Source organism: Candidatus Uhrbacteria bacterium (assembly GCA_016187485.1).
Classification (GTDB): Bacteria; Patescibacteriota; Patescibacteriia; order UBA9934; family UBA10169; genus JACPJO01.
In genome coordinates this window covers 1-24,698 of the sequence record JACPJO010000005.1, presented here as the reverse complement: position 1 = coordinate 24,698, position 24,698 = coordinate 1, and the positions used below count along the sequence as shown (strand labels likewise).

The window sequence follows — 24,698 nt, the reverse complement described above, 5'->3', positions numbered from 1 at the left end:
AGGTGGCGAGGAAAAAAGTGATGAGTAGCCAGAACCCCGCGCATGCGGGGTTCTCTGCTATACAGAGAGGAGAAACTGTGATAGCCTCTGTGCGAAACACTTATGACACGCGAAGAACTGGCAGGCGAATCCTTTTTTGGCCTCGGCATTGCCCCGAAATTGTTGGAGCAAATTGAACGGCTGGGCTTCCAGCATCCGACACCCATTCAGTTTAAAGCAATCCCCGTTGCCACCACCGGCGAAGATGTGATTGGTATTGCACAGACAGGCACAGGAAAAACTCTTGCCTTCTCCCTCCCCATGATTCAGCAAATCTCGGCAAAAGGGAAAATGGGATTGGTGCTTCTCCCCACACGCGAATTGGCAGTCCAAGTAGAGGAGACACTACACAAAGTAGGCGGGCCGTTGGGACTGCGCACCGCCGTACTTATTGGCGGGACATCCATGGGGCCACAATTGAAGCAGCTCAAGGCCCGCCCGCATATTATTGTCGCCACTCCAGGACGCTTGCTCGACCACCTGGAACAAAAGAGCACTTCCCTTTCAACCGTGGGCGTCCTGGTGCTTGACGAGGCAGATAGGATGCTCGATATGGGCTTCGCCCCGCAGCTCAAACGTATTCTTGCGCTCGTACCAAAAGAGCGGCAGACCATGCTGTTCTCTGCCACCATGCCCGAAGAGATTGCTTCCATCGCGCGCCAATACATGAAGCAGCCCTTGCGCGTGGAGGTAGCTCCATCGGGAACTGCCGCAGAAAAAGTAGACCAGGAAGTGTACATTGTACCCAAAACAGAAAAGACTGCGCTGCTTGAACGCCTCCTTGCCGAACACAAAGGAACCGTGCTTGTGTTCAGCCGCACGAAACACGGCGCAAAGAAGATTGCCAAGTCTATTAAAAACATGCATCACTCGGTTGCCGAGATTCACTCGAACCGTTCGCAGGCCCAGCGGCAGGATGCTCTACGAGGGTTTTCGAACGGCAAATATCGTATCTTGGTCGCTACCGACATCGCCGCGCGCGGAATTGATGTGAAAGATATTGAACTCGTCGTGAACTTCGATCTGCCGGACCATTCGGAAGATTACGTGCATCGTATCGGCCGCACGGGACGCGCCGGAAAATCTGGGAAAGCCATATCTTTTGCCGCCCCTGAACAGCGCCGCGATATTGGAAATATTGAGCGGCTCATTCGAAAAACTCTCCTTGTGAAAACCCCTTCGGGCGAGACAGTCGAACGGTCCGTCCAGACACAGCCCTCTCGCACGTCGTCACGCTATCCCGCCCCGTTCCGAAAACCCCGTCGCCGATTTACCCGATAGGAAAATGCTCCAAAGCGCTATACACCGGGCCATCTGGCGTAAGTTTGCTTTCAAAAAGGGTAAATCCGCCAATAAGAATCTGCGCAGAGAGCGGGCTGACCTGCTCGGGTTGAAGAACTTCCCCAGAGGAACGTACACGGCCGAGTGTCACGTGCGGATGAAACGCACGTTCACTCATGGTGAGTCCCTGTGAAACAATAACTGTCCCGAGGCGCTGGCGCAGGGCAGATAAAGCCGTATGCGTGTGCGTACGCACGATAATTGTCTCGGGATTTTTTTTGGAAGGAAAAGCATCTACATCTCCGCATGACAGAGAAAAAGCGTCCGGCAGTGAGAGTTTTCTCACCTCCTGGACAAGTTTTAGAATGGAGGCCACGGAGACCTCACCCAAAAAGTGAAGTGTGATGTGCATGTCGCAGGGAGAAACCCATGCGACACGGCTGTGTTGAAGCTGGCGCCGGATGTCGCCCTGCACCAGGGAAAGTCTCTGCTGAATCTCTACGGTAAGTGGGATGGCAAAAAAGATACGCTTCACACCTTCTTCTTCGTCGCGCGCTTCTTCGTCGTCTTCTTTGGCACCACAGGCACCTCGGCTGACGGAATAGTCATTGCGGCAAGTGTGTCCATGATGGCATCGAGCTTTGCATTAATGGCTTTGAGCGCCTCCCCAGAGTGGTCTGTGCGTGGGCGTTCCACCTGGCGCTCCTGCCGAGGCGAAAACTCCCGAGGAGAAAAGTCTCGTGCAGGCTTTTCATCCCCATCCTTTTTAAAACAATTGCGACAAAACACCGGACGGCCATTAACTGGCTTAAACGGCACTTGGCATGCTTCCCCACATGCGTTGCACGTGGCTTGAAACATTGGACGGTCCTCGTGGCGGTGGTCGCTTCCCCCACGATCCCACGGTTTCTTGGCGCCAAACGGTCTTGCCCCGCCAAACTTCTTCGGCCCTCCCCACCCTCCTGCACCTTGCGGGCGAGGCCTGCTTTGATAATTCCTCATAGGACAGTCTTTGTTATTGAGAATCTGGGCATTCTGCGCGCAAACCATGAAAAAAGCAAGTGTCCGTGACTTCGTTGAGCCCTAACTTACCACACGTGCTTTGCAACAAGTCCAATAAGAAGGATGCCGAAAAAGTCGAGCGCAAAGGTGATCGGTACAAACCATCGCGTCTTCATGTTGGAGAGTCCCATCATGGCAAGACCGATCTCATCGGGAAACGGAGAGATAACGACGAGAGCGCCGAGAAACGGGATGAGCCAACGCACATGCTTGATGCCGAAAAGCGCCAAAACTTTTTCACGCCCTGTCTTTCGTAAAAGCCAGCGGACATCCGACGACACGCTGTCTTTCATAAATCGGAAGATGACAAGGTCTCCCACAAGCGACCCTAAGCCCCCGAAGAGCGCAACTTCCCACACCGAGTTCGCAAGCGCCATCTCCACAAGCATGACGGATGCAGGAGCCACAGTGAAGATGGAAACAAAAAAGAGGCCAGCAAGAAAGCTCCCAAGCATGATCCGTCCTTGCGTGCTTGTAAGAAGAGCCTCTAGCGTGCCTGTTTGAGCCAGTACTACGGCAACCAAAACACTCATCGCTACAATTCCCGCGTCGCGCACGATGTTATTGGTTCGAGGCATACCCTACTTCTTCCTCTCTACCTCAATCTTCAAGAGCTTTTTCACGACGACAAAAATGATAAGCGCGAGGATGAGAAAATTGATCAGCTCGGCGAGAAACTCCCCGTAAGCGATATTAATCGGGCCGAGATGAAGCACGGCCGTCTCCCACGATCGCGCCGACATCAACGGTTCCACAATCGGCATCAGAATATCTTTGACGAACGACCCAACAAGCGAGGTCGATGCGGTTCCCATGACAAACCCGATCGCGAGCGACACAATGTTGAACTCTCGCAAAAACGCCGCAAAGTCTTTGATCATACGCCGTCGTGCGCCTGTTTGAGCGCTGCAATATCGAAATCGAACCAAAGATGGGAGATAATTTTTTGCATAGACTACTTGGAGCGGTGAGGGCAGCCGGCCCAGCAACAAGGTCGGCGCATGCCGCTTTTGAGTTTTGAGAGTGCCTTCTTGATGCGGATAGTCCGTGTCTCTTCTTTTTTTCCAGACGTCACCCAGCAAGTCCACTCGTTGCGCGCAAGCGGCGTAATGTCTTCCCAGACGGCTCTTGACGCAGGTGTTGAGAGGAGAGCTTTCCGTAGATCCGCTGGCACCTTGTGCACCATAATGGTGTCACTATAGCACATTCCGTGCTCTAAAAACGAACTGTCCGACACTTAGTGTTGGACAAGCTATTTAATGAGGAAAGCTGATGCCTGCTATACTTCCGGACATATGCGCGTACCTACAAGACGAGGGGAAAAGCTTCGACAAGCTTTGAAAATGGAGGATGATTACGTAACACCAAAGGAGATCGAGCGGATGAGAAAGATCATCCTCCGCCTCAAAAAGACAGACCGGCCAGCGGCAGTTGCGGAAACACAGCGGTTGGCAGAGATGGGCGACTTTTCGGAAAACGTCGGCTACCAGATGGCTAAGGCGAAACTGCGTGGCATCAACGAGCGCCTGTTGATGCTCGAGGAGAAGTTGAAGCGCGCTATCCCAATCGCATCGGGGCCAGACGAGAACGGCTGTGTGCGGATCGGATCCAAAGTCACGCTCGAAGAGAATCGAAAGAAATGGATCTACGAAATTCTCGGTTCGCAGGAAACTGCCCCCGAACGCGGCCGGATTTCCCATCTCTCCCCTCTTGGCCAAGCTCTTCTCGGCAAGCGCGCCGGCGAGAGTGTCGTACTTCAGATAAGAGGGTCGAAGACGGTGTACACTATTACGGCTGTAGCATGAAATGTGAATTGGGATCAGATCCACCCACCCACCCTTGTCGGGGCCATGAGCCTTTTACTATTCGCTTATTCTCACGAATTAGAGCTAATGGAGTGTGGAATTATAACATCTTCACCAGTGGCGAGCGGCGTTTGGCGCGACGAGCGAGGAAGCGGTACCAGAGACTCGTCGAATGACAATCATAAAGCGTGGCGCAGCCTTTGCAGGCGTATGGACCTGTACGAAACGTTTCGCAACAGGTAACTTTCACCGATCGACGGTGAAATAGCACCTGCAGATTTATCCACCAGCGCTCTATGCGCGGTCGGTCTTTGAAGTCAGGAGGGAGAGGACTCACAGGAGATCTCGTAATGTCTTAGCAAACGCGGTTCGCTCCTCTGGTTGAGATCGGGAGGCTTTCCAAAGCTCTTCATGGAAGTGGTCGCCGTTGAATCGAGGGACGACGTGAAGGTGATAGTGAAACGCGTGTTGATCACCCGCCGGCTCATTGCTTTGATGGATCGTTATACCATCGGCTCCACGAATTTTCTTGAGCGCCGTCGCGATGCGCTTAGAGACGTCGAAAATGCGATGTCCGACAATCTCCGAGAGATCATAGAGGTTTTCGTAATGCTCGTTTGGAACCAGCACCGGGTGCCCTTCATTGCCTTTGATGAATTTTGAGCTGATAAATCCGGTTACAAGATCATCGCGGTAAAAGATGTCATCTTGAATAATCCAGGTGTCGTCGCTTTCGATACCTTTGATTGCAAGACAGATGGGACATTTATAATCCTCTGGTGCATGGTTATACATATTGGTTCAACCATTGCTTGAGTGACTCGAGATCGGTGTACAGATGCGTATCCAATCCGAACGAGGCTACAGCATCTATTTTCGGTTGATCATCGTCTATAAAAAGCATTTGTGAGCGTTCAATCAGTTCTTGAAATGGTGGTCGTGATGCCATGTTGACCGTTTCAAAGACATGATCCCAGAATGCAGGTTCCTTCTTGGAACAACCGATTTGAGCTGAATAGAAGACCCGTTTGAAGACCTGATCATTTCCAAGAAGTTTCTCCAGGTGCTCACCGCGATATTTCTCTTGATCTGTAGCCATGTAACAGCGGATGTCACGCCCTCGAATAGACTTCACATATTCCAGCACTTCCTGATCTATCTGAGTACCTTTGGTGAACCAGTATTCCATCAGCTCGTCGACTGTACCGTTCCAGCCCCACTCGCCGATGACCTTCGTGAGTTCATCTTTGAGATCCGCTTTACCGACGGTACATTGTCGAAATACGCCCTTGAAGAACGGAAGCATCTTTTCAATTTCAATACCGAAGTCCTGTTTGAGTTGTTCTGTGAAGAGGAACTTGTTTTTGATGAGAACGCCGTCTGCGTCGAAGAAAATGGCTTTGTAGGTCATACGAAAATAGTCTATCACAAACATAAAACCGACGCGTTTGAACACGTCGGTTCTATGTGGCTCCCGAATTAAAACCTTCGCAAACTTTTGAAATCATTTTGCCGAATCTGATACACAAATCTAAGAAGCGAAATCTGAAGCGATGCGCCCCGCCACTATTTTTCTGGGGCAAAGGAGGCGGGGCGACGGACTCGCCCGCGCGGAGGAGGGGTCTGGGGAGGAATCCGCGCGGGCTTCGGCTTTCTTTTTTGCAAAAATCGGCGGCTAATTTCTTTTAATATCTGCAAAAATCATCTTAACTATTTCAGGAAATTTGATGATGTTGAAATGCCCGCCCTTGCTCTTGTAAATCACAACATGGGCGTTTTTCAATTTCTGCTTGTATTTATCGGCATGAGAGGCGGGCACAACATCGTCGTCTTTTGAAAATAGTAAATGAAGATTTTTGCAGTTCTTCTCAATCAACGACAAATCACTACCAAGCGTGAAGCCACCGACCAAATCTTCGTCTGGCAATGTATTGTCGAAAGGCGGACAAACCAAATATACCGACAAGGCCTTTTTGCGAAGTTTATTTTCAGAAAGATATTTTGCAAGGAAAACTCCACCCAAAGACGAACCGATCAAAATATATTTATTTTTGATAAGAGATAAATATCTCTCAAAAAATATCTTCCAATCTCTGTACTTCGCAAAATCCTGCAAAGGCATTCGTGGCGAAATTATCTCAAACCTTTTACCTAAACTTTTTTCTAAATAATCTCCCGTCCAAGAAATCTTTTTCTTTGTCGTTACTTTTTTGGTTTTTAGGTAATGTAAATAGTCCTTCTCATTTTTGAAGGTCATTCCGCCATGAACTAATAGCACTTGGATCTTACTTTTTGTAGCCATAATTATCTTTCCCAAACTTTATCGTCAGGAGCAAAATCAACTTGATATTCTGGTATGCCGAGCGAAATGCCATAGTGTTTCGCTTCATCATATTGTTCCTTACTTTTTCGGTCTATGTAAAAAACTTTGTCGCGGAAAATAATGTAATGATGAGTTTCATTTTTCAAATCCGCATACCAGTTATGTTTTGAATCCAATGCTTTGCTGATTTTTTCCGCGACACTAGCAACTTGATTTTCTGAAATTTCAACAGTGTGTAAAGTCCATTGTTTTATCCAAGGAGTTTTATGTTCTTCTACAACTTCCTCGACTTTCGTCTCTAAGATTTTGACATCTTTGAGAATATCTTTATTTTCTAAACTTTCTTCAATTATTACGCCTTTGTAGTTCATAAATCTAATGGATGGTTTTTTACAAGTATATTCGAGATGCGCTAAAAAGAAAACACACCTTGCAACGCAAGGTGTGTTATCTGGCTCCGAACTCTACATTTTTACCGAACTGGAGCCGATTTACCGCCAGGTCAGGGTGAGCATGGAGAAAATAGAAGTTTCTTGGAAGTTTCGTGAGCTAGCAACGAATGTGTAGCCTACCAAAAACTAAACTTTGGAGAGGAGCCCGGATTTAAGTAGACAAATCGACATAGCTTGCTCACTCACCCCGTATCGGCTAGCCAAGGACGGAATATCGTATTTCCCGAGCTTCATGTCAGCAACAAGAAAATCTTTGGGCATCAATAACTCGGCGGCCAGGCTGTTTGCCTCTCTTTCTTTTACCGTATCCTTATCAAAGGTATCTTCAACGATTTTTAGGTCGTCATGACCACTAAGAAAATGACCGAGCTCGTGGGCTACGGTGAAGCGTTGTCTCACCTTAGCTTGTTTTGAGTTAAACCCAATATAGATATTTTCGTTGTCTCCATTTTGGTCGCGCACAATCATGCCAGAAACATTGTCTGGGAAGTTATCATACGGAACTAGATTGATTCCAAAGTAAGCCGCCACTTTTTCAATATCAATAGGAGGCTGTGTGATTGCCAGTTTTTCAAGAATGACTCTGATTTTTTCAGTCAGGCCCTCCATAGGATTAGTTACGGCTGTTTTTGAGATTTCGAGCAAACTTTATAAAATCCTCTTCGACTTTTTTCTGGTCTGACGAAGAAATAGAATCCGAGCGAAACTGAACAACAACCCGTGATTGCATATCTTCAACACTAACACCAAGCGCAACGGCAATGCGTGCAATATCTTCTGAAGAGAGTGTCCGGTCCCCACTTTCAACAAGTGAAAGGAAAGACTTCGTATACCCCAAGGCATTGGCTAACTGCTCCTGTGTCATGCCCTTTGTACGACGAATGAGTTTGATATTTTCGCCGATATTCATATAAAGAAATATAGTACATTCGAGCGGTTTTGTCAACTTTATCCCCAAGTTAAAACCCCTTCAAATATTGAACGGAAGATTAGTCTGTAACCAAAGTTGACAGCAAGAAACGAGCGTGAGAAAATAATAGCGCATCGGGGATTACCCATGCGCTATCTCCAACAGTTCGTCGCCCGTGGCAGGTCAATGCTTAGGGGTACGGCCCTTTCATAATATCACGTGGCGACGAACCAGGGTAGCATCTAATCACTTATCGTTAGAGCTATGGTTTATCTGGTTTCCTACGATTTGGGACAGCCAAATCGTGATTACAAAAAGTTGGTCGAGAAGATTAAGAGTTACGGCACGTGGGCAAAACCACTTGAGTCACTTTGGCTCATCAAGACAGATGTAGCCGCTGTGCAGGTCGCTAACGACCTCAAGACGGTTATGGATAAGGATGATGGACTGGTGGTCATTCAAGTGAAGTCCAACTGGTCTACGTTCAACGTATCTCAGGAAGTTACCAAGTGGATGAACGAGAATATCGCTTAGTCCACAGCAAGCCCCTCCGTACGGGGGCTTTTCTATTGTTAAGCATTGTTAAGAGATGATAGAATACTTGCAACTATAAAATCCTGCGAGAATGAATATGCTAAAGCTCCACTTTGAAGCCAACCTCCAGTACCAGCTTGATGCTATCGCTTCGGTGGTTCAACTGTTTGTTGGAGCGCCCTACGTTCGCGCGGAAGACCGGCTCTTTGCCGGCGTTTGTGCCAATGACCTTCGCATCGCACCAGAAGCTGTGCGAGAGAATCGCGACCGTGTAGCAAAACTCAACAACATTCTCGATGCCCGACCGATTGATGAGCTCGATTTTTCCGTTGAGATGGAAACAGGTACAGGTAAAACATATGTCTACCTGCGCACGATTTTTGAACTCAACAAATCCTACGGCCTTTCGAAGTTTATTATTCTTGTACCCTCAATCGCGGTGAAAGAGGGTGTACTCAAGACCCTTGAGATTGCCGCTGACCATTTCAAAACTATCTACGGCGTCAACCACCGTGCCTTTGCCTACGACAGCAAAAAGCCAACAATGATTCGCGGTTACGCACAGTCTGCCGATTTGCAAATCATGGTCATGAACGTGCAGGCGTTCAATACGGATGACCGTATCATCAACCAGGAACGCGATAGCAATGGCGGCGAAAAACTTATTGAACTCATTCGCCAGGTTCAGCCGGTTATTATCATGGACGAACCACAGGAGGGCATGGACTCCCCCAACATGGTGAAGCGTCTTGAGGGACTCAATCCGCTCCTCAAGTTGCGCTACTCAGCCACGCACAAAGTGGTGAAGAACCTCGTCCACCAGCTGACGCCGTTTGATGCGTACAACAAGCGGCTCGTGAAGCAGGTAGAAGTCCTGTCTGTCCATGAAGAAAACAAAGAGAGCACCACAAACATCGTTGTGCATGATGTTGATTTTACTGCTGGTAAACAGCCACATGCAAAAATCGGCGTTATGGTTCGTTTGGCTGGGGGAGGTTTCAAACAAAAGACCATCAAAGTGACGAAGGATGATGACCTCGGCAAGAAGACCAAAAATCCCGCCTACGAAGGTTGGGTTGTCGACCGCGTCTGGAAGGATATGGGTGATGAGGTAGCCCGCATTCGATTCACCAATGGAACCGAGCTCGCGCAAGGTGCCGGTCACGGGCAAGACAAGGAGGCAATCTTCCGCGAACAAATCCGGCTCACGATTGCTCAACATTTCAAAAAGAAGGAACAGTTGGCAGAGATTGGCGTCAAAGTGTTGTCACTCTTTTTCATTGACCGCGTTGCTAACTACGTTGACGAGGAGGGTTTGATTCGTCGTTTGTTCAACGAATGCTACTCAGAGGAATATAAGAAAAAATACGGTAAACTTCCGAGTGACACGAACGCTGTGCACGGTGGATACTTCGCCAAGACCGGCAAGGGCGAATGGACCGACAGCGTTGCCGCGATGCAAAAGAATGATGACGTTTTCGACCTCATCATGCGCGACAAAGAGAGACTCCTTTCGGTTGATGAACCACTCGAGTTTTTGTTCTCCCACTCCGCACTCGGAGTTGGTTGGGATAACCCGAACGTCTTCAACATATGCACCCTCAACGAAACAGAGAGCGTGATTCAGAAGCGTCAAGAGATTGGACGCGGACTTCGTATTTGCGTAGACCAGACCGGCAGCCGTGTACGCGACCCGGAGAAAATGGAGAGTGGTATTCCGGTTAACTTGCTGACCGTTATTCCCAACCAAAGCTACGCCGAGTTTGTTTCGCAATATCAAAATGAGCTCGCAGATGAATACGGAGATAAGGCGCAAGAGATGGTACTAACAGATGCCCGTCGAGCGCTCACTAAAGTGAAGCGCAACAAAGCCGTCTTTGAGAGTTCAGATTTCGACCGGCTCTGGGAGGTTATTTCTCGCAAAACCAAATACACCGTTCATTTCGATGAACAAACCATCGTGAACGATTGTGTAAAAACCCTCAATGGTCTTTCTGTTCCTCCCCCGCGCGTGCAGGCCACGCTCACGCGCATTACTTCCATGCAACAAAATACTCAAAACGGCATCACGTTTAGCGACGACTACAAAGGCGAAGAGATAAAAGATATCGCTGTTGCCTCTGCTCCGAAAGTCGACCTCGTCGCTGAGCTCGCAGAAGAGACATGGCTCTCCATGGGAGCGATTGAAGAGATTCTTCACGGTGTACGCGACCAAAAGAAAGTAGCTCAAAATCCGGTCGCGTTTCTCTCCAAAGCATCCGTAGCCATGAAGAGTATCATCAAGCACGCCATGGTGCGTTGTGTGCGCTACGAACCAAAGAGCGACCGTTACGGCAAGGATGAGTTCAAAGAGGCATTCGAGACGTACCAGGACGCAATCAAGGTGAGCGGAGGCGTGTACGACCACGTTGTCTACAACAGCTCCATCGAGAAACGCTTCGCGCAAGACATTGATGGAGAGAATCGGGTCCGGTGTTTTATCAAACTCCCAGACTGGTACAAAATCCCAACCCCCGTTGGACCCTACAACCCCGATTGGGCGCTGGTCATAGAAAAGCGGTCGATTGATGAGGGGGAGGCTACCACCTACCACTTCGTCGTTGAGACTAAGGGCTTCCAAGAAAATCAACCGGTTCTCGACGATGAGGAACGAGCCAAAATAAGATGTGCCATAGCTCATTTCAAAGCCATTGGCCTGGAGGAATACTACATGACCGATGCCTTCCCACCGATTGCGGATGAAGGCAAACGCCCAGAACGAAAAGCAGAACGCCTTGTGACCGCCTAAATACGCCTATATGACGCACGAACCACAAAACCCAGCATTACAGAGCCCTGACCACCGCCTCGAGCGCCTTGAGGCAATAAAGCGGCTCTATCCTGATTTGTTTACCGATGAGGGAAAGCTGAATGTAGAGGAGGTACATGCTCTCGCACACAACTTTGACGTTTCCCTTGGCGAAAAGTTTGAGTTCCGCTGGCCGGGCAAGATGCACGCTAAGAAGCATGCCTTCACCCCGAGCAAAGCTCGCCTTGCGCCCGACGTGGAGCGCAGCGTTGATTTTGATAAAACACAAAACGTGATTATTGAGGGGGAGAATCTGGAGGTTCTAAAACTTCTTTCGAAGGCGTACTACAACAAAGTGAAGTGTATCTACATTGACCCTCCCTACAACACGGGTCATGACTCTGTCTATTCAGATGATTACTCCGAGGGCAAGCAGGCATACTGGGAGAAAAACGGCCTCTTCCGTGACGGTGTAAAGATGGACACAAACACCGAGAGCGCCGGCCGCTACCACACCAACTGGCTCAATATGATGATGCCACGTCTCTTGTTGGCGCAGATGATGTTGAAAGATGAAGGAGCCGTGTTTATTTCTATTGACGATAACGAAATACACCACCTTCGAAAACTAATGGATGAGATTTTTGGTGAAGAAAACTTTGTCGCACAGCTAACTGTTCTCTGCAATCCAAAAGGTCGTTCGCAAGATAAATATTTTGCTACAAATCATGAGTACGTATTGTGTTATTCGAAAACACAGCTCCCTAAGGGCTATTTCGCGATTGAGAAAGATGCTGAGCAAATAGCAGCGGAATACTCTGAGGAAGACGACGGTGGAAAATATCGTCTTCTCGAACTCCGTAACACACATAGAGAGTTTGGTAAGCATAATCGTCCGAACCTTCATTATCCATTTTTCGTTGACGATAAGTCGGGAGAGATTAGTTTGAGAAAAACACCGGAAGGCATTGCGGTGTATCCAGATTGGGACGACGGCTTCAACGGGTGTTGGGCTTGGGGAAAAGAAAAAAGCGAGAATGAAACGGAGTTTTTGTTAGCAAAGCAAGTAAATGGCCAATGGAAGATATACCGCAAATCATATGCCAGCGGGGCTGAGAAAATGCTCAAAAGCATCTTGAACGATAAGAAGTATTTTACTGAAAAAGGACAAGCAGTATTCAATGATTTATTTGAGACTAAAGCCAAACTGTTCCCATCGCCAAAATCACTTGAGCTCATCAAAGTCATACTGAAAACCATCACAAAAAATGAGGACATTATCGTTGATTTTTTTGCCGGTTCTGGAACTACAGGACATGCAGTAATGGATCTCAACCAAGAAGACGGTGGAAATAGAAAATCCGTAATGGTTCAGATTCCAGAAGCAACCGACGAAAAAAGCGAGGCATTCAAAGCTGGGTATAAAAAAATATCCGATATCACTATCGAGCGTGTAAAACGCGCGGGTGAACGGATTCATTCTGAGAAGCCTGACGTTGATACTGGATTCAAGGTCTTCAAGCTCACAACAAGCATCTTCCCTGAAAACACATACCAACCGGACCCAGAAAAATCGGATGAAGAGAACGTTGAAGCATTTCAAGAACATCTTGCGCGAGCAAAACAGCAACTACTCTTTGACCCAAAAAACAAAGAGACAGACTTGCAATACGAAATGCTCATCAAGCAGGGCTTCACTCTCACGATGAACAAAGAGAAGCTCGACCAGTTTGCAGACAATGCGGTTTGGAAAGTTACGGACGGAGACCGTTCCGCACTCGTTTGTCTTGATGCAGATTTGAAAGAATCAACCATCAAGGCTCTTGAGGGTCAAAAAGATATTCGTTTCATCGGTCTACACCGTGCCGTTGATACGACTCGCAAATGGGAGCTCACACAGATTTTTGGGGAGTCACTCGTGCTGTTCTAACGTATGGCAACCCAAATACCAGACTTCTATCTTGTCTCTGAGCTGGCAGAGAAGCTACGAGTCAGCGAAATGACCATTTACCGTTACATCGAGGCCGGAAAGCTCAAGGCACACAGACTCGGCAAGGGTTATCGGATTCCGAAGGAGGAGTTTGATAAGTTCTTGGATTCGATTGAGACGAAATAGTATGCCAAACACACCACAACATTCTGAATCAGAAATAGAAGCAGTTTTCAAAACGCTAAATATCGAAACAGAAGAATAGTGGAGTGTACAGGGTCCACTCCAATAGTGAAAAACGAGAAATCGTCACGCAGGCGTTTTCCGAACTCATTTTTGCTGACGGGGAGTTTCAGTGTGTACCAAAAGATGGCTTTTCCGCACTATTTGCAAGGCACGAACAAACTAAAACCACCCAGTTTGCACTGAGTGGATTTAGTGGCTCCGGGGGTGGGGATCGAACCCACGACCAATGGATTACACGTATCCTTAAGTTTCCTTAAGGGGTGGACTATATCATCGTCCCGAAGGACGGAGGGCGCTTCCTCCGACATCGTCGGAGTACTCCTTGCGGATAGTCTCTGAACCTTCCCGCCTGCATTGCCTCAGCTATGCGGCGGGCTTGGCTGCTGATTACCGTGCTCGGCCAGCTTAGCTGGTCTTACGCGACGGCTTCCAGCAGTTCACCCTCTTTTCATTCCTGCGTCTCCGCAGGAAGCTGCTATTTGGATCGCTTGATCCTGGTCACAGTCCACTGCTCTGCCGCTGAGCTACCCCGGAATATTTTTACTTACATGTTCGATGAATTGCTTCCGTCTGTGAGCACTCTTTTTCAACGAGTATTCACGCCAGCGCGCTTTTGATCGTGTCTTGTAGGTCTCGTATCCGATCAAGCGAAAGGGGACTCTATTACATGTCGAGGGGACTTCTCCGTTATTATGCTCCTCTAGTCGGGCAGTGAGATCTTGCGTCTGCCCAATGTAATACCTTTGGTCGCTTTCACTTTGTATCAGATAGACAAAGAACATACGAGTGACTCATGCCGCTGAGCCCTCCGGGTCTACGACCCGTAGGGTCGGAGACTACCCCGGAAGGTATGCCTGTGAAGGGCGCGGGTATGATAACATGGAGCGCAAATGGGTCAAGTAAGATATGGTCAAGAAATAACTTATGGAATTTCAAGAAGTCCAGCGTCTCATTGAGGCCAACGCGGAACGCTATAAGAAAAAACACGGGATCGTGATGGATCGCGAGTATCTTTTGCTCAAGCTGATGGAGGAGATGGGAGAATTAGCCGAGGCTCTGCTTTCAAGTCAAGGTAAGTCCCGCATGAAAAAGCTGGGGGAAGAAACTTGCTCTCCAGAGCAGCATCTTGAAGACGAGCTCGCCGATGTTTTCAATATTCTCTTTTTGATAGCTCGGGAGTTGCGCATTGACCCGTTGACGGCTCTTGAACGTAAGGTATTCGTTAAAGCCCGTAAGTATTTATCTGAGTCTTCCTGATCAGACTTCTCGTTTTTATTTCTTCAACCGTGCGCAGAGTTGTTCTGCAGTGGGCATGGCGCCGCGTGAGATGCCTGCGCGGTCCGCATAATTTGCAAGAACGTCTGGTGTTGCTGTCTGGATGCAATCTTCGTAGGTGAATGTGCTGGCGCCTTCGAACGGATTCGGAATCGCTTGAGCTGGTTCAGGCTGGGTGTTCTTTTGCACCGGCTGTACGGGTGGCTGTTCTGTCGGCGGAGTCGATGTTGTAGGTACTGGCGCGGTGTTTTCTTCTCCTTCTTTGTCTTTATCAGGCTTAAATAAGTCCGTAAAAAATCGGAAACCCTCTTTTACACCCTTCACGACTTTGTTCTCACGACAGGAAGTGTGGCCTTTATCAATCCTACTTCCAAAAGGACATCGGCATTTATCTTTTTTGAAGTCAGCGCCAACAGGACAACCGTTTGACGTGTTAAAATTAAGTTGATATTCCACAAGGTCGCGCTTGCTTGCCACGACTCGACAATAAGAAACTGAACTTAATTCTTCCTCCGTGCTCTGAGAGTCTGTACAAAAGCCTCGTTGCTGCTTGGCGGAATCTCGGATCCATTCCTTTGGCTTTCCGATGCACTCATCTGTACACGCGGTAAGCTCGTCATACGTTTTTTTCGTGTCCTTACTTCCCATACATTCAACTGTGCATTCGTATCGAATGTAACGCAAGAGGTTATTTCGATCATCATTTGGCTGTGGCGCTTTGGCGGCAAACACGCTTGTGGCCATGCTCGCAAAAAAGATGTCAAAGACGATGACAAGGTATTTCATACTGAAGGCATCATAACAGAAAAACGACGTGGAAATCTACACGACATTATCCCCAGGCGGAAATAGAGATGTCCGTAAACTATCGTTCATCCTCATGCGTTTTTTATAAGCGTCGAGAGGTCGAGGGTTTGGTCAAAACGGATTTGACGGACGAATTCTTCTGCGTGGCTTACAACAAGGAGGCAACCTTCGTAGGCATCGAGTGCTCGCGCAATCACGGGCAGGTGGCGAAAGTTGATGTGGTTTGTCGGCTCATCGAAGATAAGAAGCCCGGGCTCTTGCAGAACGAACCGCGCAAAACACAGAAGCCCCTTTTGCCCTTCTGAAAGCGCGCCAACCGTCGTTGCAAGCGCGTCGCCGCTCAATAAAAACTGCGCGCCTGTGCGTCGTATCGTCTCATTGTCTGGTTCTTCCATCATGGACGCAAGCGATGCATACGCCGTTTCATTGAAATTGAGCCCAGAGAAATCCTGTCGGTAATACCCCGCCTTCACTCCATCGGCAATCGTTGCGCGATCATCCTTCCCTTCGGCAAGTGTTCGCAAAAGCGTGCTTTTCCCTATCCCATTTGGGCCAGAGATCAGCACGTGATCGCCGCGACGAAACGTGAAATCCACTTCCACCTGGTGCGCTTCGTGGTCTAAAATCACCTTCACCGAGCGCAGATGCGCCACGGGTTCCGGCCACGGCTGTGCGGGAATCACAAAGTCATTGATGGTCCGGTCATCACGCCGCACATCCACCATGTTTTCTTCCGCTTCTTCGACTTGATCTTTTAACTTGCTCGCAAGCTTGCGCATCTTCCCTCCTTTGTGCGCAAAAAAGTTTACTTTGTCCTTGCGATCTTGAATCGTCTTTAGAAGCTGCGCGTTTTTTGCCCGATCGCGTTCGATGCGTACCGCGATCTCTTCCACAACATCTGTGTAATTTCCATCGTACTTCTCGACCTTCCCTGTGTAGACATCAAGGTGCAGCACGCCTTCGGTAAAACTGTTTAAGAAATCCGCGTCGTGCGAAATAACCAAAACTGTTTTTGGATACATGATAAGAAACGTCGTCAGATGATCGATGCCGTCGCGGTCAAGATTATTTGTTGGTTCATCCAACAATAGAATGTCCGGCTCCTGAATCAACGCGTAGGCAAGAAGCAGTCGCGCTTGCTGCCCGCCGGAAAATTCGCCAACAATCTTCTCAAGCGGTGCCGAGAGGTTCACCACCTCAAGAACATCCGCAATGCGCTTGTCCAAATTACGCGGCACCTCCGCAAAAGCATGCGCAAAGTATACGCGAAGCGTCTCTGTGAGATGCTCGCGTGCCATGACTTGCTTGCCTGTGGCAATGCTTACCCCGGCCGGCACATGGATGTTTCCGTGCGTCGGCTTCAATTCAGATGTAATGAGTTTGAAGATCGTACTCTTCCCTGCGCCATTTTGTCCCATGAGCGTGATCTTGGTGTCTTCGCGCACAGAAAAACTCGCCTCATCCAAAATGAGTTCGTCTTGTTTGTAGCCAAAAGAGACGTCTTCGAACCGCAGAACCGTGTTGCCTTGTGCCATAGCGACGAAGGTTATACCATGCAGAGCAACAAAAAGCGACGCGCGAAGAATACTATGGATAAGAGGCCACTATGATCAACCACGATTGGAAGAAAAAACTGACTCCGGAGCAGTATCGCGTGCTGCGCGAGAAAGGCACCGAAGCTCCGTTTACAGGCGAGTTTATCAATCACCACGAGGACGGGACATACGCATGTGCAGGGTGCGGAGCGCCGCTGTTTTCAAGTGAGAAGAAATTCGATAGCGGCTCCGGCTGGCCGAGTTTTACAGACGTAATCGATGCAGGCAACGTGAAACTTCATGTCGACGAATCGCTTGGCATGTCCCGTACCGAGGTCGTGTGCAAATCTTGTGGCGGGCACCTCGGCCACCTCTTTAGCGACGGCCCCGCCGATTGTGGGGGCAAGCGATTTTGCATCAACTCTGCCGCTCTTCAGTTCAAGAAAGATAACTTCCGAACCTCGTGACGTGACAAGTATAGCCGTCGGGATTTCTTTGGAGATAGTCTTGATGGAAGCTTTCGGCAGGATAAAAGGCGGTAAGAGGTTCAAGCGTAGTGACAACGGAACTGCTCCAGCGCCCAGATGCATTTACGATGTCTATAAACGCTTCAGCTTCTTGCTTCTCATCTTCATTCGCATAGAAGATCGCCGAGCGGTACGAAGCGCCGACGTCATTTCCCTGTCGATTACGCGTGGTTGGATCGTGAATGCGGAAAAAGAAATCCAGTAGTTGCCGATAGATGATCTGCGATGGGTCGTAGGTTACTTGGAGCGCCTCGGCGTGTCCGGGATGATTTTCGTATGTTGGATTCGGATTTGCCCCTCCTGTGTACCCCACTTCCGTTCCGACAACACCCGGAAGTTTCCGGAACAGCTCTTCCATCCCCCAAAAACATCCACCGGCAAAAGTCGCTTGCTTCGTTGCCATAGGCGTATACTATACGCAATATGAAATACCCCATCAATCTTTCGGCGTTTGACCGCGCCGTGCGCGCACTCCTCGCCCTCTCTTTCCTCGCTGCTGCTGTATGGCTTTTCGACCGTACGATCGCCCAAGTTCTTTCCGCCCTCGTCGGCGTCGGTGCGCTGCTTGAGGCCGCTCTCGGTCGTTGCCCGTTGGCGCACAGGCTCGGCGTATCTTCCGCGCGCGATCGCATGCGCCCGGAGCAGATTCGCCTTGTAACCCTCGCAGGCATTCAGATCGTCCTCGCCTACGAGTGGCTTGTCGGTGGTATAGGAAAACTGAAAGAGGGAGCGTTTGTCGCGGGGATGCCGGAGACTCTTCAGCGTTTCGCCATCAATAATCCATCCACGTGGTATAGGAACTTTTTGGAAGGATGGGCCGTAGAGAACGCGACCCTTCTGGGGAACCTTGTTGTGTGGGGAGAGATTCTTGCAGGCACCGGGCTCGTCGTCTCTGCCGTCGTCTACATTTATGCGAAACGCGCATCGTGGAAAACCGCCGCTATCGTCCTCGCCGTCGTTTCGCTTCTGGTCGGTGCTTGCATGAACAAGAACTTCTACTTTGCCGCCGGATGGCTCAGTCCGAGCACGCACGGCCTCAACGTCATTATGTTTTGGGTGGAACTCTTGCTCGCCTACAACTGGATTATGGAATGGCGTAGCGCGCGCCAAAAGTCCTAGCGCATGAAAGAGCTAGCAAAACAGTGGGTGCGATACGAACAATGGAAGGCGCTCTACAAGCGCTATGAGCGGATTCTCATCCCCGCCATCCTCTTGTTTGGTGTTGCCGTAGACTTTCTGACATTCCGAAGCATCAATCTGCAGACCTTCATCCTACTCCTTGCGGTCTACACCATCCTCGCTGGAGCGACCATTGCGTACATGCACTTCTACGATGAAAAGCTCGCGAGCCCTACCCGTGGATTTGCTCTGCGCTACATGCGTCTCTCCACCCCCCTCGTTCTTCAGTTCCTCTTTGGTGCCCTCCTCTCCGCCTCTCTCATCTTCTATTGGTTTAGCGGCGCTTTCTCGGTAAGCTGGCCTCTCCTTGTGCTTGTCGCCCTTCTCATGATCGGCAACGACCAATGGAGGCATATCTACCTTCGTCCAACCGTCCAGCTTGGCGTATACTTTTTCACGCTGTTCTCCCTCTTTACTCTTGCTTTGCCATTTTTTCTTAACTCCATCGAGCCGCAGATATTTTTCTTGAGTGGATTTTTGAGTCTCGCCTTAGCAGGCGCGTACCTCCGCGGACTTTCTTCCATTATCAAGCGCATTGACAACATTCGGCGGCGGATCATGACCGTATTCCTCGCTATTTTTCTTTCCATGAACGCCCTGTACATCCTCAACGTCATTCCGCCCATTCCCCTTTCGTTGCGTGAGGCAGGAACCTATCACCGCATCACTCGGATGGGCGACTCGTATACCGTACTTACCGAGAAAACATCTTGGCTCGAAAATATTTTGCCGGGGACAACTCTGCACCTAGAGCGCAATGATCCAGCATACGTCTTTTCTGCTATCTTTGCCCCCACGGAGTTGCGCACGCGCATTGTGCATGTGTGGCAATATTACGATCCGTCCAAACGAGCTTGGATCGAAAAGGATGCACTCTCTTTTTCTGTCGTTGGCGGACGCGATGCGGGATACCGAGGATATTCCATGAAATCTGCTTTGGCCCCAGGCAAATGGCGCGTGGATGTTCAAACGCCAGCGGGCCAGACCCTCGGGCGCGTGCGATTTGATGTAGAAACAGTCTCTGAACTCCCGAAACTCGTCGAGATCAAACAATAAGATGGTAAACCTTGCAATATATTGTTTAGTTGATACGCTAGCCTCTACCTAGAGTACGCCTACTCTAGAAGGAGGAGTGTTCCATGTCTCGTGCGTACCTTCCCCTCTACCTGTGCATCGCCCTCACCCCCCTGTGCTTGCAGAATGCCTGCGTGCCCGGGTGCGGAAGAGGCTCTCTGCGACGGGATGGACACGAACTGCTCCGGCGACTCGTTTCCTTTGGAAGCAGACAACGACGGCGACGGGTATGCCGAGTGCGGGGGCGACTGCAGCGACCTCAATCCGTCCATCCATCCTGGCGGCAACGAGACGTGCGATGGCACCGACAACGACTGCGACGGCGAGACGGACGAGACAGCCGACGACGATGGCGATGGGTACTTGAGCGCGATCTCGTGCGCCACCGGAGATGACTGCGATGACACGAACAGCGCCATCCATCCCGGCGCCTCCGAGTCTTGCAACGGAGTGGACCAGAACTGCAACGGCATGGGCGATGAACCCTACACGACGTACTACTTCGACGGTGACGGCGACGGGTTCGCCGCTAACGGGGCCGCTTCTCAGTCGCTGTGCGCGCCCGCCGGTTCCTACAGTGCACTCGTCACCGGGGACTGCGCGGACGGGAGCGCAAACACCTACCCAGGCGCCTACGAGCTCTGCGATGGCACTGTGGACAATGATTGCGACGGCCTCCTCGACTACTCCGAAGGCTGCAACCTTGCAACCCTGACCTTCTACGACGACGATTGCAACCTGGGCTGCTCAACGACGTGCCCGGTGGGAAGCGGTACTGGTTACCTCGATTTTGTCTCCGTCGAGGATGGGATAGTTACCAATCTCCCCACGAACATCGACAACCAGGCAGCACAGGTAGATGTCCTTGTGAATGTAAGTTGCGCGAGCGGATACGACATCAACATCGAAGTCTACGCGGACGACGCGTGTTCGGTGTTGCTCTACACGTACTTCTTCCCCTGCACGTGGAACAACGCCGCCATCAACCTGAACTGCCCGTCCTCCGCCAACGCGGATGACAACGTGGAGTGCGTCGTCGTCTTCCTCAACTAGGACTGACACGCCTCACTCGTGTTCCTTCTTCTGCGCCGGATTCTTCCGGCGTTTTCGTTTGTATTAATAATCTCGCAACTTCTCGATGAGCGGGCTGGCTTGAATTTTTTCGAGAGCCTTCGCTTCAATCTGGCGAATACGTTCACGCGTGACATCAAATTCTTTCCCCACTTCCTCAAGCGTGTGCGACACGCCATCGGCAAGTCCAAACCGCATTTCTAAAATCTTTTGCTCGCGCGGAGAGAGGTCGCGCATAGCCTCACGCACATAACTGCTCAACAGCTCTCGCGCGGCCGACCGGTCCGGCGAAATCGTCTTCACGTCTTTAATAAAGTCCTCGAGCTTTGAATCGGCATCATCATCGTCCCCCACCGACGTCTCCAGCGAAACAGTGTCTTGGGAGATTTTAATGATATGGCGCACCTTATCCACGTCCTCGTTCATCTCGGCCGCGATCTCTTCAGGCAACGGCTCGCGCCCCAAGTCTTGAATGAGTCGGCGCTCCACTTGCTGGAATCGGTTAATGGTCTCCACCATGTGCACAGGAATACGGATGGTGCGTGACTGATCAGCAAGCGCGCGCGTGATCGCTTGGCGGATCCACCACGTGGCATAGGTGGAAAATTTGTAGCCCTTTCGATACTCAAACTTTTTCACAGCACGGAAAAGGCCGATGTTGCCCTCTTGGATAAGATCAAGAAGGGAGAGCGACTTTCCTACAAACTTCTTTGCAATCGAAACAACAAGGCGGAGGTTCGCCTCGATAAGCCGACGCTCGGCCTCTTTTTCATTGCGTTCCTTACGTTTGGCAAGCCCGACTTCCTGTTCCGCATTAAGAAGAGGGATGCGTCCTATCTCACGCAGATACAGCTGGATAGAATCCTGTGTAAGGTTGGAAAAGTCCACGCCCTTCATCGCAGGCTCGAACGACTGGCGGATTTTTTGGTAGACGTCGTCGCGGTCGGTCTGCCGTCCCAAAATCCCTTCCTTCATTTCCACAAGCACCACGCCCTCACGATCCAGCCGATCGAGAAACTCCTCATAGAGAGGAAGGTAGTCCTCTAAATTTGGAAAAACAAACAGCACCTCTTGCTCCGTAACGAATCCGCGCATGTGGCCTTTGGAAAGAAGGCGTTCTACTTGCGCGGGCATTGGCGCCGGTACGGGAACATACCGCTCGCGCTTTGGGGAAGGCTTCTGTCCTCCCTTCTTGGGTGTACGAGAAAACGGAGGCTTTTTTGAAACAGCCTTGCGCCCACCAGCGCGGCGCGCGTGGGTCTTTTTGGGAGACGGTTTGTGTTTGGCCATACTCGTGTCTTGGCCGGCGGCGCATCCGAGAGACGGGAATCCAGTCTCCAAGGCGGCCGAGGGGGCAAGAGGAAAACGGCTTAAGAAGAAAATTGAGTAAGAATTCTTGAAACGGCTTCGGCATCCCCACGCGCTTCAGCCTGGCGCAGTTCAGCTAAGAGTTCTTTTTTTGCAAAACGCGCGCACCCATCAAGAACCACTTGCAAATGTTCCTTCACATAGGGCTCAAGATGCTCCGACTCCACGCGCTCTGCCACCTCTTCGCCCACCGCGATGAGGCGTCGTGCAAGATGCTCGGGGGTAGGCGCCGCACTCCACGTTTCAAATTTGCCGGAATTATACGCTTCCAACAAAATTCGGTAAAGCTCGTTGAGGGGTCCGTAAGATTCGCTCGGGGCAAGAGTGGCGGCGATGGTGGCACGCTGGCGAGGAAATTGCACGAAAACCCCAAGAATTTGCTCAAAAGCCTTCTCGGCACGAGATTGGGGGGTTTTGGGAGGAAGAGGTACTGGATGTTCGGTGACAGAGGCGGGAGAAGACGGTTTTTGAATAAGCAAAGAACGAAGAACACTGATGTCGGTACGCAAGAGGTCTGAGAGTTTTTGGAGCCAATGCTCACGCTCAATGGCGTCCGAGAGCCGCCCGATTTCGCCAAGCAAGAAATGGCCGACTTCACGTTTGACCACAACATCTTGCAGATTCTTTCCTCGCGTTGCGTGTTCAAAATAATACGGCATGATCGGCACCGGTACGGAAACAATCCGTCGCCAGAGTTCTGGATCTTTTTGCACAACCTCGTCCGGATCTTTCCCTGCTTCGCGAGGAATGAGAAGCACTTCTACGTCGCACCCAAGCTCCGTGGCTAAGTGAATCCCACGCAGCGCGGCCGCAAAACCTGCTGCATCTTGGTCGAAACAAAATATGAGGCGCGTTGTGTAACGCTTGAGAAGTTGAATTTGTGCCTGCGTGAGCGCCGTCCCGGAGCTTGCGACGACGTGCTTCACTCCTGCTTTATGCGAAGCGATAACGTCAAGATTCCCCTCAACAATAATGACCGTGTGTTCACGTTTAATGTCTTGCTTTGCCTTTGAGAGACCGAAAAGAATTTCTCCTTTGTGATAAGCGGCAGTTTCTGGAGAGTTGAGATACTTCGGCCCCGCATCCGCGGTTGCGGAAGGAAGAACGCGCGCCGTAAACCCAACCGTATTACCATGTGCATCTTCAAGCGGGATCATGAGGCGGTTGCGGAAGCGATCAATAAGACCCATGCGGCCACGTTGAGCCAGGCCGGCAGCAAGAAGTTCCTGGTCGGAAAAATCCCGTTTGCGAAGCGCCACCACAAGCCCATCCCATCGATCAGGCGCGTAGCCCAATCCAAAGTCTTGTACGAGTTCCTGGGGAATAGCGCGCTTTGCTACATACTCCCGCGCTTCGAGCGCGAGAGTAGAAGTCTCGAGAACTTTCGCATAAAAGGCGCGCGCCATCGTATTCACTTCCACCACACGCGAACGTTCGTTAGACTCGGTGGAACTGAATCGCGGGATTTCCACGCCAGCACGCTTCCCTAAAAGACGCAGGGCCTCCGGAAACTCAATCCCCTCCATGCGCATAAGAAAGGCGAACACGTCCCCACCTTCCCCGCAGCCGAAACAATGCCAAATTTGTTTTTCTTTCGAGACGTGGAATGACGGGGTCTTCTCGGCGTGAAAAGGACAGACGGCCTTGAAGCTCCCCGCCCCCGCCTTTTTCAATTCTAAATATTCGCCGATGAAGTCTGCAATATCTACTCGATTCCGGATTTCTTCTTTGACATCCACAATCAACTTTTCCTCCCGGTTATGTGTTCCGCAATACGCGCGAGTTCTTCATGCACAGCCGTCCCCGTATATTCCCCCGAATGCATGTGCGTCCCGCCCCCGTAGCTTGGCTGCTTCTGGTCCAAGTGAATATCTACCACGAATCCCTGCGGGTGCGTTTGGAGATACACGTGAAAGCGCGGGTAGAATCCTTGCCCCGGACGGCGGACATAACTGATCTTTCCGGTCTTCGGATCCCGAAATTCGGCATAGCCGCACCTCATAATGAGATTCCTAGAAGAGTCATGGTAGTTCTCCGGGAAGAGCATTTTCATAACAAAAGGCATTGTAGCACGCCCTATAGATTTTCATGTAGAAAAATAAAAGGTTAGGAAATTCAGTACTTAACTCCGGGAGATGGGATATTGCCTATCCTGGAACCTTTGTCTATACTACGCCTGCTTTGGAGGGGTCGCATAGCGGCCTAGCCACCGCCTACGGCGGGGTCCCGCCAAAGGCGGGATGCGCTTGCCTTATATGTTCATCGTCTATATTCTCAAGAGCGAGTCATCTGGGAGGTATTATATCGGGATGACATCGGATCTCGAGGATCGTCTTCGAAGACATAACCGAGGGGATACCACGTCGACAAGAAACCGTGGCCCTTGGCATGTGGTGTGGACCGAACCATTCGTCAAGAAAACTGATGCGTGGAAACGGGAGCAGCAAATAAAAAGTTACAAAGGAGGTGAGGCCTTTAAACAGTTACTACAT

General features: G+C 50.2%; 30 protein-coding genes. 12 read left to right on the top strand and 18 right to left on the bottom strand.

The genetic code is table 11. From position 1 onward, the window contains the following. Positions 1–102: 102 nt before the first annotated feature. Entirely contained in the window at positions 103–1,320 is a 1,218-nt protein-coding gene (locus HYW18_02840; GenBank protein ID MBI2485056.1) for a DEAD/DEAH box helicase, read from the top strand. Here the strand turns inward: HYW18_02840 and thpR are convergent. The 5 genes from thpR to HYW18_02815 all read right to left on the bottom strand — a co-directional run bounded on the left by thpR (position 1,310) and on the right by HYW18_02815 (position 3,589). After that, the gene (thpR, locus tag HYW18_02835; GenBank protein MBI2485055.1) at positions 1,310–1,855 is read right to left on the bottom strand and encodes an RNA 2',3'-cyclic phosphodiesterase; all 546 of its coding nucleotides are present in this window, start codon (positions 1,853–1,855) and stop codon (positions 1,310–1,312) included. The genes HYW18_02840 and thpR overlap by 11 nt on opposite strands. Further along, positions 1,852–2,370, bottom strand: a complete 519-nt coding sequence (locus HYW18_02830) for a hypothetical protein (protein ID MBI2485054.1) — start codon at positions 2,368–2,370, stop codon at positions 1,852–1,854. Before HYW18_02830 ends, thpR begins: the two co-directional genes overlap by 4 nt. A gap of 38 nt (positions 2,371–2,408) precedes the next feature. Next, complete coding sequence (locus HYW18_02825; GenBank protein ID MBI2485053.1) at positions 2,409–2,960, bottom strand: hypothetical protein; 552 nt, start codon at positions 2,958–2,960, stop codon at positions 2,409–2,411. A gap of 3 nt (positions 2,961–2,963) precedes the next feature. Further along, positions 2,964–3,263 carry a large conductance mechanosensitive channel protein MscL gene (gene mscL, locus HYW18_02820; protein ID MBI2485052.1) on the bottom strand — a complete coding sequence of 100 codons (300 nt, stop codon included), beginning with the start codon at positions 3,261–3,263 and terminating at the stop codon, positions 2,964–2,966. Between the two features lie 74 nt (positions 3,264–3,337). Continuing rightward, complete coding sequence (locus HYW18_02815; protein MBI2485051.1) at positions 3,338–3,589, bottom strand: YdeI/OmpD-associated family protein; 252 nt, start codon at positions 3,587–3,589, stop codon at positions 3,338–3,340. An 88-nt stretch (positions 3,590–3,677) separates the two neighbouring features. Between HYW18_02815 and HYW18_02810 the strand changes: the two genes are divergently transcribed. Then, positions 3,678–4,187 (top strand): GreA/GreB family elongation factor, encoded by a 510-nt coding sequence (locus tag HYW18_02810; GenBank protein MBI2485050.1) that lies wholly within the window; start codon positions 3,678–3,680, stop codon positions 4,185–4,187. 333 nt (positions 4,188–4,520) lie between these two features. Here HYW18_02810 and HYW18_02805 read toward each other — a convergent pair whose 3' ends face one another. The 6 genes from HYW18_02805 to HYW18_02780 form a co-directional block, all read right to left on the bottom strand. Further along, the gene (locus HYW18_02805; GenBank protein ID MBI2485049.1) at positions 4,521–4,982 is read right to left on the bottom strand and encodes an HIT family protein; all 462 of its coding nucleotides are present in this window, start codon (positions 4,980–4,982) and stop codon (positions 4,521–4,523) included. Then, the gene (locus HYW18_02800; GenBank protein MBI2485048.1) at positions 4,975–5,598 is read right to left on the bottom strand and encodes a hypothetical protein; all 624 of its coding nucleotides are present in this window, start codon (positions 5,596–5,598) and stop codon (positions 4,975–4,977) included. Before HYW18_02800 ends, HYW18_02805 begins: the two co-directional genes overlap by 8 nt. A gap of 264 nt (positions 5,599–5,862) precedes the next feature. Next, entirely contained in the window at positions 5,863–6,489 is a 627-nt protein-coding gene (locus tag HYW18_02795) for an alpha/beta hydrolase (protein ID MBI2485047.1), read from the bottom strand. A 2-nt stretch (positions 6,490–6,491) separates the two neighbouring features. Next, positions 6,492–6,881, bottom strand: a complete 390-nt coding sequence (locus HYW18_02790) for a hypothetical protein (GenBank protein MBI2485046.1) — start codon at positions 6,879–6,881, stop codon at positions 6,492–6,494. A gap of 207 nt (positions 6,882–7,088) precedes the next feature. Next, positions 7,089–7,571 carry an ImmA/IrrE family metallo-endopeptidase gene (locus HYW18_02785; GenBank protein MBI2485045.1) on the bottom strand — a complete coding sequence of 161 codons (483 nt, stop codon included), beginning with the start codon at positions 7,569–7,571 and terminating at the stop codon, positions 7,089–7,091. Positions 7,572–7,575: 4 nt separating this feature from the next. Further along, on the bottom strand, positions 7,576–7,872 hold the full coding sequence (locus HYW18_02780) for a helix-turn-helix transcriptional regulator (GenBank protein ID MBI2485044.1): 297 nt from the start codon (positions 7,870–7,872) through the stop codon (positions 7,576–7,578). Between the two features lie 264 nt (positions 7,873–8,136). On the opposite strand from HYW18_02780, the gene HYW18_02775 reads away from it, so the two are divergent. From HYW18_02775 to HYW18_02760, 4 genes are all read left to right on the top strand, one after another. After that, positions 8,137–8,406, top strand: coding sequence for a hypothetical protein (locus tag HYW18_02775; protein ID MBI2485043.1), 270 nt, complete (start codon positions 8,137–8,139; stop codon positions 8,404–8,406). A 97-nt stretch (positions 8,407–8,503) separates the two neighbouring features. Continuing rightward, positions 8,504–11,194, top strand: a complete 2,691-nt coding sequence (locus HYW18_02770) for a DEAD/DEAH box helicase family protein (GenBank protein ID MBI2485042.1) — start codon at positions 8,504–8,506, stop codon at positions 11,192–11,194. Between the two features lie 10 nt (positions 11,195–11,204). Beyond that, on the top strand, positions 11,205–13,124 hold the full coding sequence (locus HYW18_02765; protein ID MBI2485041.1) for a site-specific DNA-methyltransferase: 1,920 nt from the start codon (positions 11,205–11,207) through the stop codon (positions 13,122–13,124). Between the two features lie 3 nt (positions 13,125–13,127). Further along, complete coding sequence (locus tag HYW18_02760; GenBank protein MBI2485040.1) at positions 13,128–13,310, top strand: helix-turn-helix domain-containing protein; 183 nt, start codon at positions 13,128–13,130, stop codon at positions 13,308–13,310. A gap of 584 nt (positions 13,311–13,894) precedes the next feature. Here the strand turns inward: HYW18_02760 and HYW18_02755 are convergent. Next, on the bottom strand, positions 13,895–14,152 hold the full coding sequence (locus HYW18_02755) for a GIY-YIG nuclease family protein (protein MBI2485039.1): 258 nt from the start codon (positions 14,150–14,152) through the stop codon (positions 13,895–13,897). Between the two features lie 142 nt (positions 14,153–14,294). Here HYW18_02755 and HYW18_02750 point away from each other — a divergent pair, with 142 nt between their 5' ends. Beyond that, complete coding sequence (locus HYW18_02750) at positions 14,295–14,627, top strand: hypothetical protein (protein ID MBI2485038.1); 333 nt, start codon at positions 14,295–14,297, stop codon at positions 14,625–14,627. 15 nt (positions 14,628–14,642) lie between these two features. Here the strand turns inward: HYW18_02750 and HYW18_02745 are convergent, their stop codons facing one another. Together HYW18_02745 and HYW18_02740 are read right to left on the bottom strand one after the other, a co-directional pair. Further along, positions 14,643–15,431: a hypothetical protein gene (locus HYW18_02745; protein ID MBI2485037.1), complete on the bottom strand. Its 789-nt coding sequence runs from the start codon at positions 15,429–15,431 to the stop codon at positions 14,643–14,645. Positions 15,432–15,523: 92 nt separating this feature from the next. Continuing rightward, positions 15,524–16,987 carry an ABC-F family ATP-binding cassette domain-containing protein gene (locus tag HYW18_02740; protein ID MBI2485036.1) on the bottom strand — a complete coding sequence of 488 codons (1,464 nt, stop codon included), beginning with the start codon at positions 16,985–16,987 and terminating at the stop codon, positions 15,524–15,526. A gap of 71 nt (positions 16,988–17,058) precedes the next feature. On the opposite strand from HYW18_02740, the gene msrB reads away from it, so the two are divergent. After that, positions 17,059–17,454: a peptide-methionine (R)-S-oxide reductase MsrB gene (gene msrB, locus HYW18_02735; GenBank protein ID MBI2485035.1), complete on the top strand. Its 396-nt coding sequence runs from the start codon at positions 17,059–17,061 to the stop codon at positions 17,452–17,454. On the opposite strand, the gene msrA is transcribed toward msrB, so the two are convergent. Beyond that, the gene (msrA, locus tag HYW18_02730; protein MBI2485034.1) at positions 17,426–17,917 is read right to left on the bottom strand and encodes a peptide-methionine (S)-S-oxide reductase MsrA; all 492 of its coding nucleotides are present in this window, start codon (positions 17,915–17,917) and stop codon (positions 17,426–17,428) included. The two genes, msrB and msrA, sit on opposite strands and share 29 nt — an antisense overlap. Positions 17,918–17,937: 20 nt before the next feature. Between msrA and HYW18_02725 the strand changes: the two genes are divergently transcribed. The 3 genes from HYW18_02725 to HYW18_02715 all read left to right on the top strand — a co-directional run bounded on the left by HYW18_02725 (position 17,938) and on the right by HYW18_02715 (position 20,820). Further along, the gene (locus HYW18_02725) at positions 17,938–18,633 is read left to right on the top strand and encodes a DUF2892 domain-containing protein (GenBank protein MBI2485033.1); all 696 of its coding nucleotides are present in this window, start codon (positions 17,938–17,940) and stop codon (positions 18,631–18,633) included. 3 nt (positions 18,634–18,636) lie between these two features. Then, positions 18,637–19,749 carry a DUF2914 domain-containing protein gene (locus HYW18_02720; GenBank protein MBI2485032.1) on the top strand — a complete coding sequence of 371 codons (1,113 nt, stop codon included), beginning with the start codon at positions 18,637–18,639 and terminating at the stop codon, positions 19,747–19,749. 144 nt (positions 19,750–19,893) lie between these two features. Further along, positions 19,894–20,820, top strand: coding sequence for a putative metal-binding motif-containing protein (locus HYW18_02715; protein ID MBI2485031.1), 927 nt, complete (start codon positions 19,894–19,896; stop codon positions 20,818–20,820). Between the two features lie 63 nt (positions 20,821–20,883). Here HYW18_02715 and HYW18_02710 read toward each other — a convergent pair whose 3' ends face one another. The 3 genes from HYW18_02710 to HYW18_02700 form a co-directional block, all read right to left on the bottom strand. Further along, positions 20,884–22,128, bottom strand: a complete 1,245-nt coding sequence (locus tag HYW18_02710) for a sigma-70 family RNA polymerase sigma factor (protein ID MBI2485030.1) — start codon at positions 22,126–22,128, stop codon at positions 20,884–20,886. An 80-nt stretch (positions 22,129–22,208) separates the two neighbouring features. Beyond that, entirely contained in the window at positions 22,209–23,945 is a 1,737-nt protein-coding gene (locus tag HYW18_02705; protein MBI2485029.1) for a DNA primase, read from the bottom strand. 2 nt (positions 23,946–23,947) lie between these two features. Then, entirely contained in the window at positions 23,948–24,259 is a 312-nt protein-coding gene (locus HYW18_02700; GenBank protein MBI2485028.1) for a hypothetical protein, read from the bottom strand. Between the two features lie 202 nt (positions 24,260–24,461). Between HYW18_02700 and HYW18_02695 the strand changes: the two genes are divergently transcribed. After that, positions 24,462–24,698 (top strand): GIY-YIG nuclease family protein (locus HYW18_02695; protein MBI2485027.1); only part of this gene is annotated, 237 nt, incomplete at its 3' end.

Excerpts from the sequence above, each read along its gene's own strand:
- HYW18_02840 (MBI2485056.1), top strand. The coding sequence starts at position 103 with ATGACACGCGAAGAACTGGCAGGCGAATCCTTTTTTGGCCTCGGCATT.
- HYW18_02715 (MBI2485031.1), top strand. The coding sequence starts at position 19,894 with ATGCCTGCGTGCCCGGGTGCGGAAGAGGCTCTCTGCGACGGGATGGAC.
- HYW18_02720 (MBI2485032.1), top strand. The coding sequence starts at position 18,637 with ATGAAAGAGCTAGCAAAACAGTGGGTGCGATACGAACAATGGAAGGCG.
- HYW18_02800 (MBI2485048.1), bottom strand. The coding sequence starts at position 5,598 with ATGACCTACAAAGCCATTTTCTTCGACGCAGACGGCGTTCTCATCAAA.
- HYW18_02750 (MBI2485038.1), top strand. The coding sequence starts at position 14,295 with ATGGAATTTCAAGAAGTCCAGCGTCTCATTGAGGCCAACGCGGAACGC.
- HYW18_02790 (MBI2485046.1), bottom strand. The coding sequence starts at position 6,881 with ATGAACTACAAAGGCGTAATAATTGAAGAAAGTTTAGAAAATAAAGAT.
- HYW18_02805 (MBI2485049.1), bottom strand. The coding sequence starts at position 4,982 with ATGTATAACCATGCACCAGAGGATTATAAATGTCCCATCTGTCTTGCA.
- msrB (MBI2485035.1), top strand. The coding sequence starts at position 17,059 with ATGATCAACCACGATTGGAAGAAAAAACTGACTCCGGAGCAGTATCGC.
- HYW18_02710 (MBI2485030.1), bottom strand. The coding sequence starts at position 22,128 with ATGGCCAAACACAAACCGTCTCCCAAAAAGACCCACGCGCGCCGCGCT.
- HYW18_02780 (MBI2485044.1), bottom strand. The coding sequence starts at position 7,872 with ATGAATATCGGCGAAAATATCAAACTCATTCGTCGTACAAAGGGCATG.
- mscL (MBI2485052.1), bottom strand. The coding sequence starts at position 3,263 with ATGATCAAAGACTTTGCGGCGTTTTTGCGAGAGTTCAACATTGTGTCG.
- HYW18_02770 (MBI2485042.1), top strand. The coding sequence starts at position 8,504 with ATGCTAAAGCTCCACTTTGAAGCCAACCTCCAGTACCAGCTTGATGCT.
- HYW18_02725 (MBI2485033.1), top strand. The coding sequence starts at position 17,938 with ATGAAATACCCCATCAATCTTTCGGCGTTTGACCGCGCCGTGCGCGCA.
- HYW18_02775 (MBI2485043.1), top strand. The coding sequence starts at position 8,137 with ATGGTTTATCTGGTTTCCTACGATTTGGGACAGCCAAATCGTGATTAC.
- HYW18_02745 (MBI2485037.1), bottom strand. The coding sequence starts at position 15,431 with ATGAAATACCTTGTCATCGTCTTTGACATCTTTTTTGCGAGCATGGCC.
- HYW18_02760 (MBI2485040.1), top strand. The coding sequence starts at position 13,128 with ATGGCAACCCAAATACCAGACTTCTATCTTGTCTCTGAGCTGGCAGAG.
- HYW18_02830 (MBI2485054.1), bottom strand. The coding sequence starts at position 2,370 with ATGGTTTGCGCGCAGAATGCCCAGATTCTCAATAACAAAGACTGTCCT.
- HYW18_02795 (MBI2485047.1), bottom strand. The coding sequence starts at position 6,489 with ATGGCTACAAAAAGTAAGATCCAAGTGCTATTAGTTCATGGCGGAATG.
- HYW18_02785 (MBI2485045.1), bottom strand. The coding sequence starts at position 7,571 with ATGGAGGGCCTGACTGAAAAAATCAGAGTCATTCTTGAAAAACTGGCA.
- HYW18_02810 (MBI2485050.1), top strand. The coding sequence starts at position 3,678 with ATGCGCGTACCTACAAGACGAGGGGAAAAGCTTCGACAAGCTTTGAAA.
- HYW18_02765 (MBI2485041.1), top strand. The coding sequence starts at position 11,205 with ATGACGCACGAACCACAAAACCCAGCATTACAGAGCCCTGACCACCGC.
- HYW18_02755 (MBI2485039.1), bottom strand. The coding sequence starts at position 14,152 with ATGTTCTTTGTCTATCTGATACAAAGTGAAAGCGACCAAAGGTATTAC.
- HYW18_02825 (MBI2485053.1), bottom strand. The coding sequence starts at position 2,960 with ATGCCTCGAACCAATAACATCGTGCGCGACGCGGGAATTGTAGCGATG.
- HYW18_02815 (MBI2485051.1), bottom strand. The coding sequence starts at position 3,589 with ATGTGCTATAGTGACACCATTATGGTGCACAAGGTGCCAGCGGATCTA.
- msrA (MBI2485034.1), bottom strand. The coding sequence starts at position 17,917 with ATGGCAACGAAGCAAGCGACTTTTGCCGGTGGATGTTTTTGGGGGATG.
- HYW18_02740 (MBI2485036.1), bottom strand. The coding sequence starts at position 16,987 with ATGGCACAAGGCAACACGGTTCTGCGGTTCGAAGACGTCTCTTTTGGC.
- HYW18_02700 (MBI2485028.1), bottom strand. The coding sequence starts at position 24,259 with ATGAAAATGCTCTTCCCGGAGAACTACCATGACTCTTCTAGGAATCTC.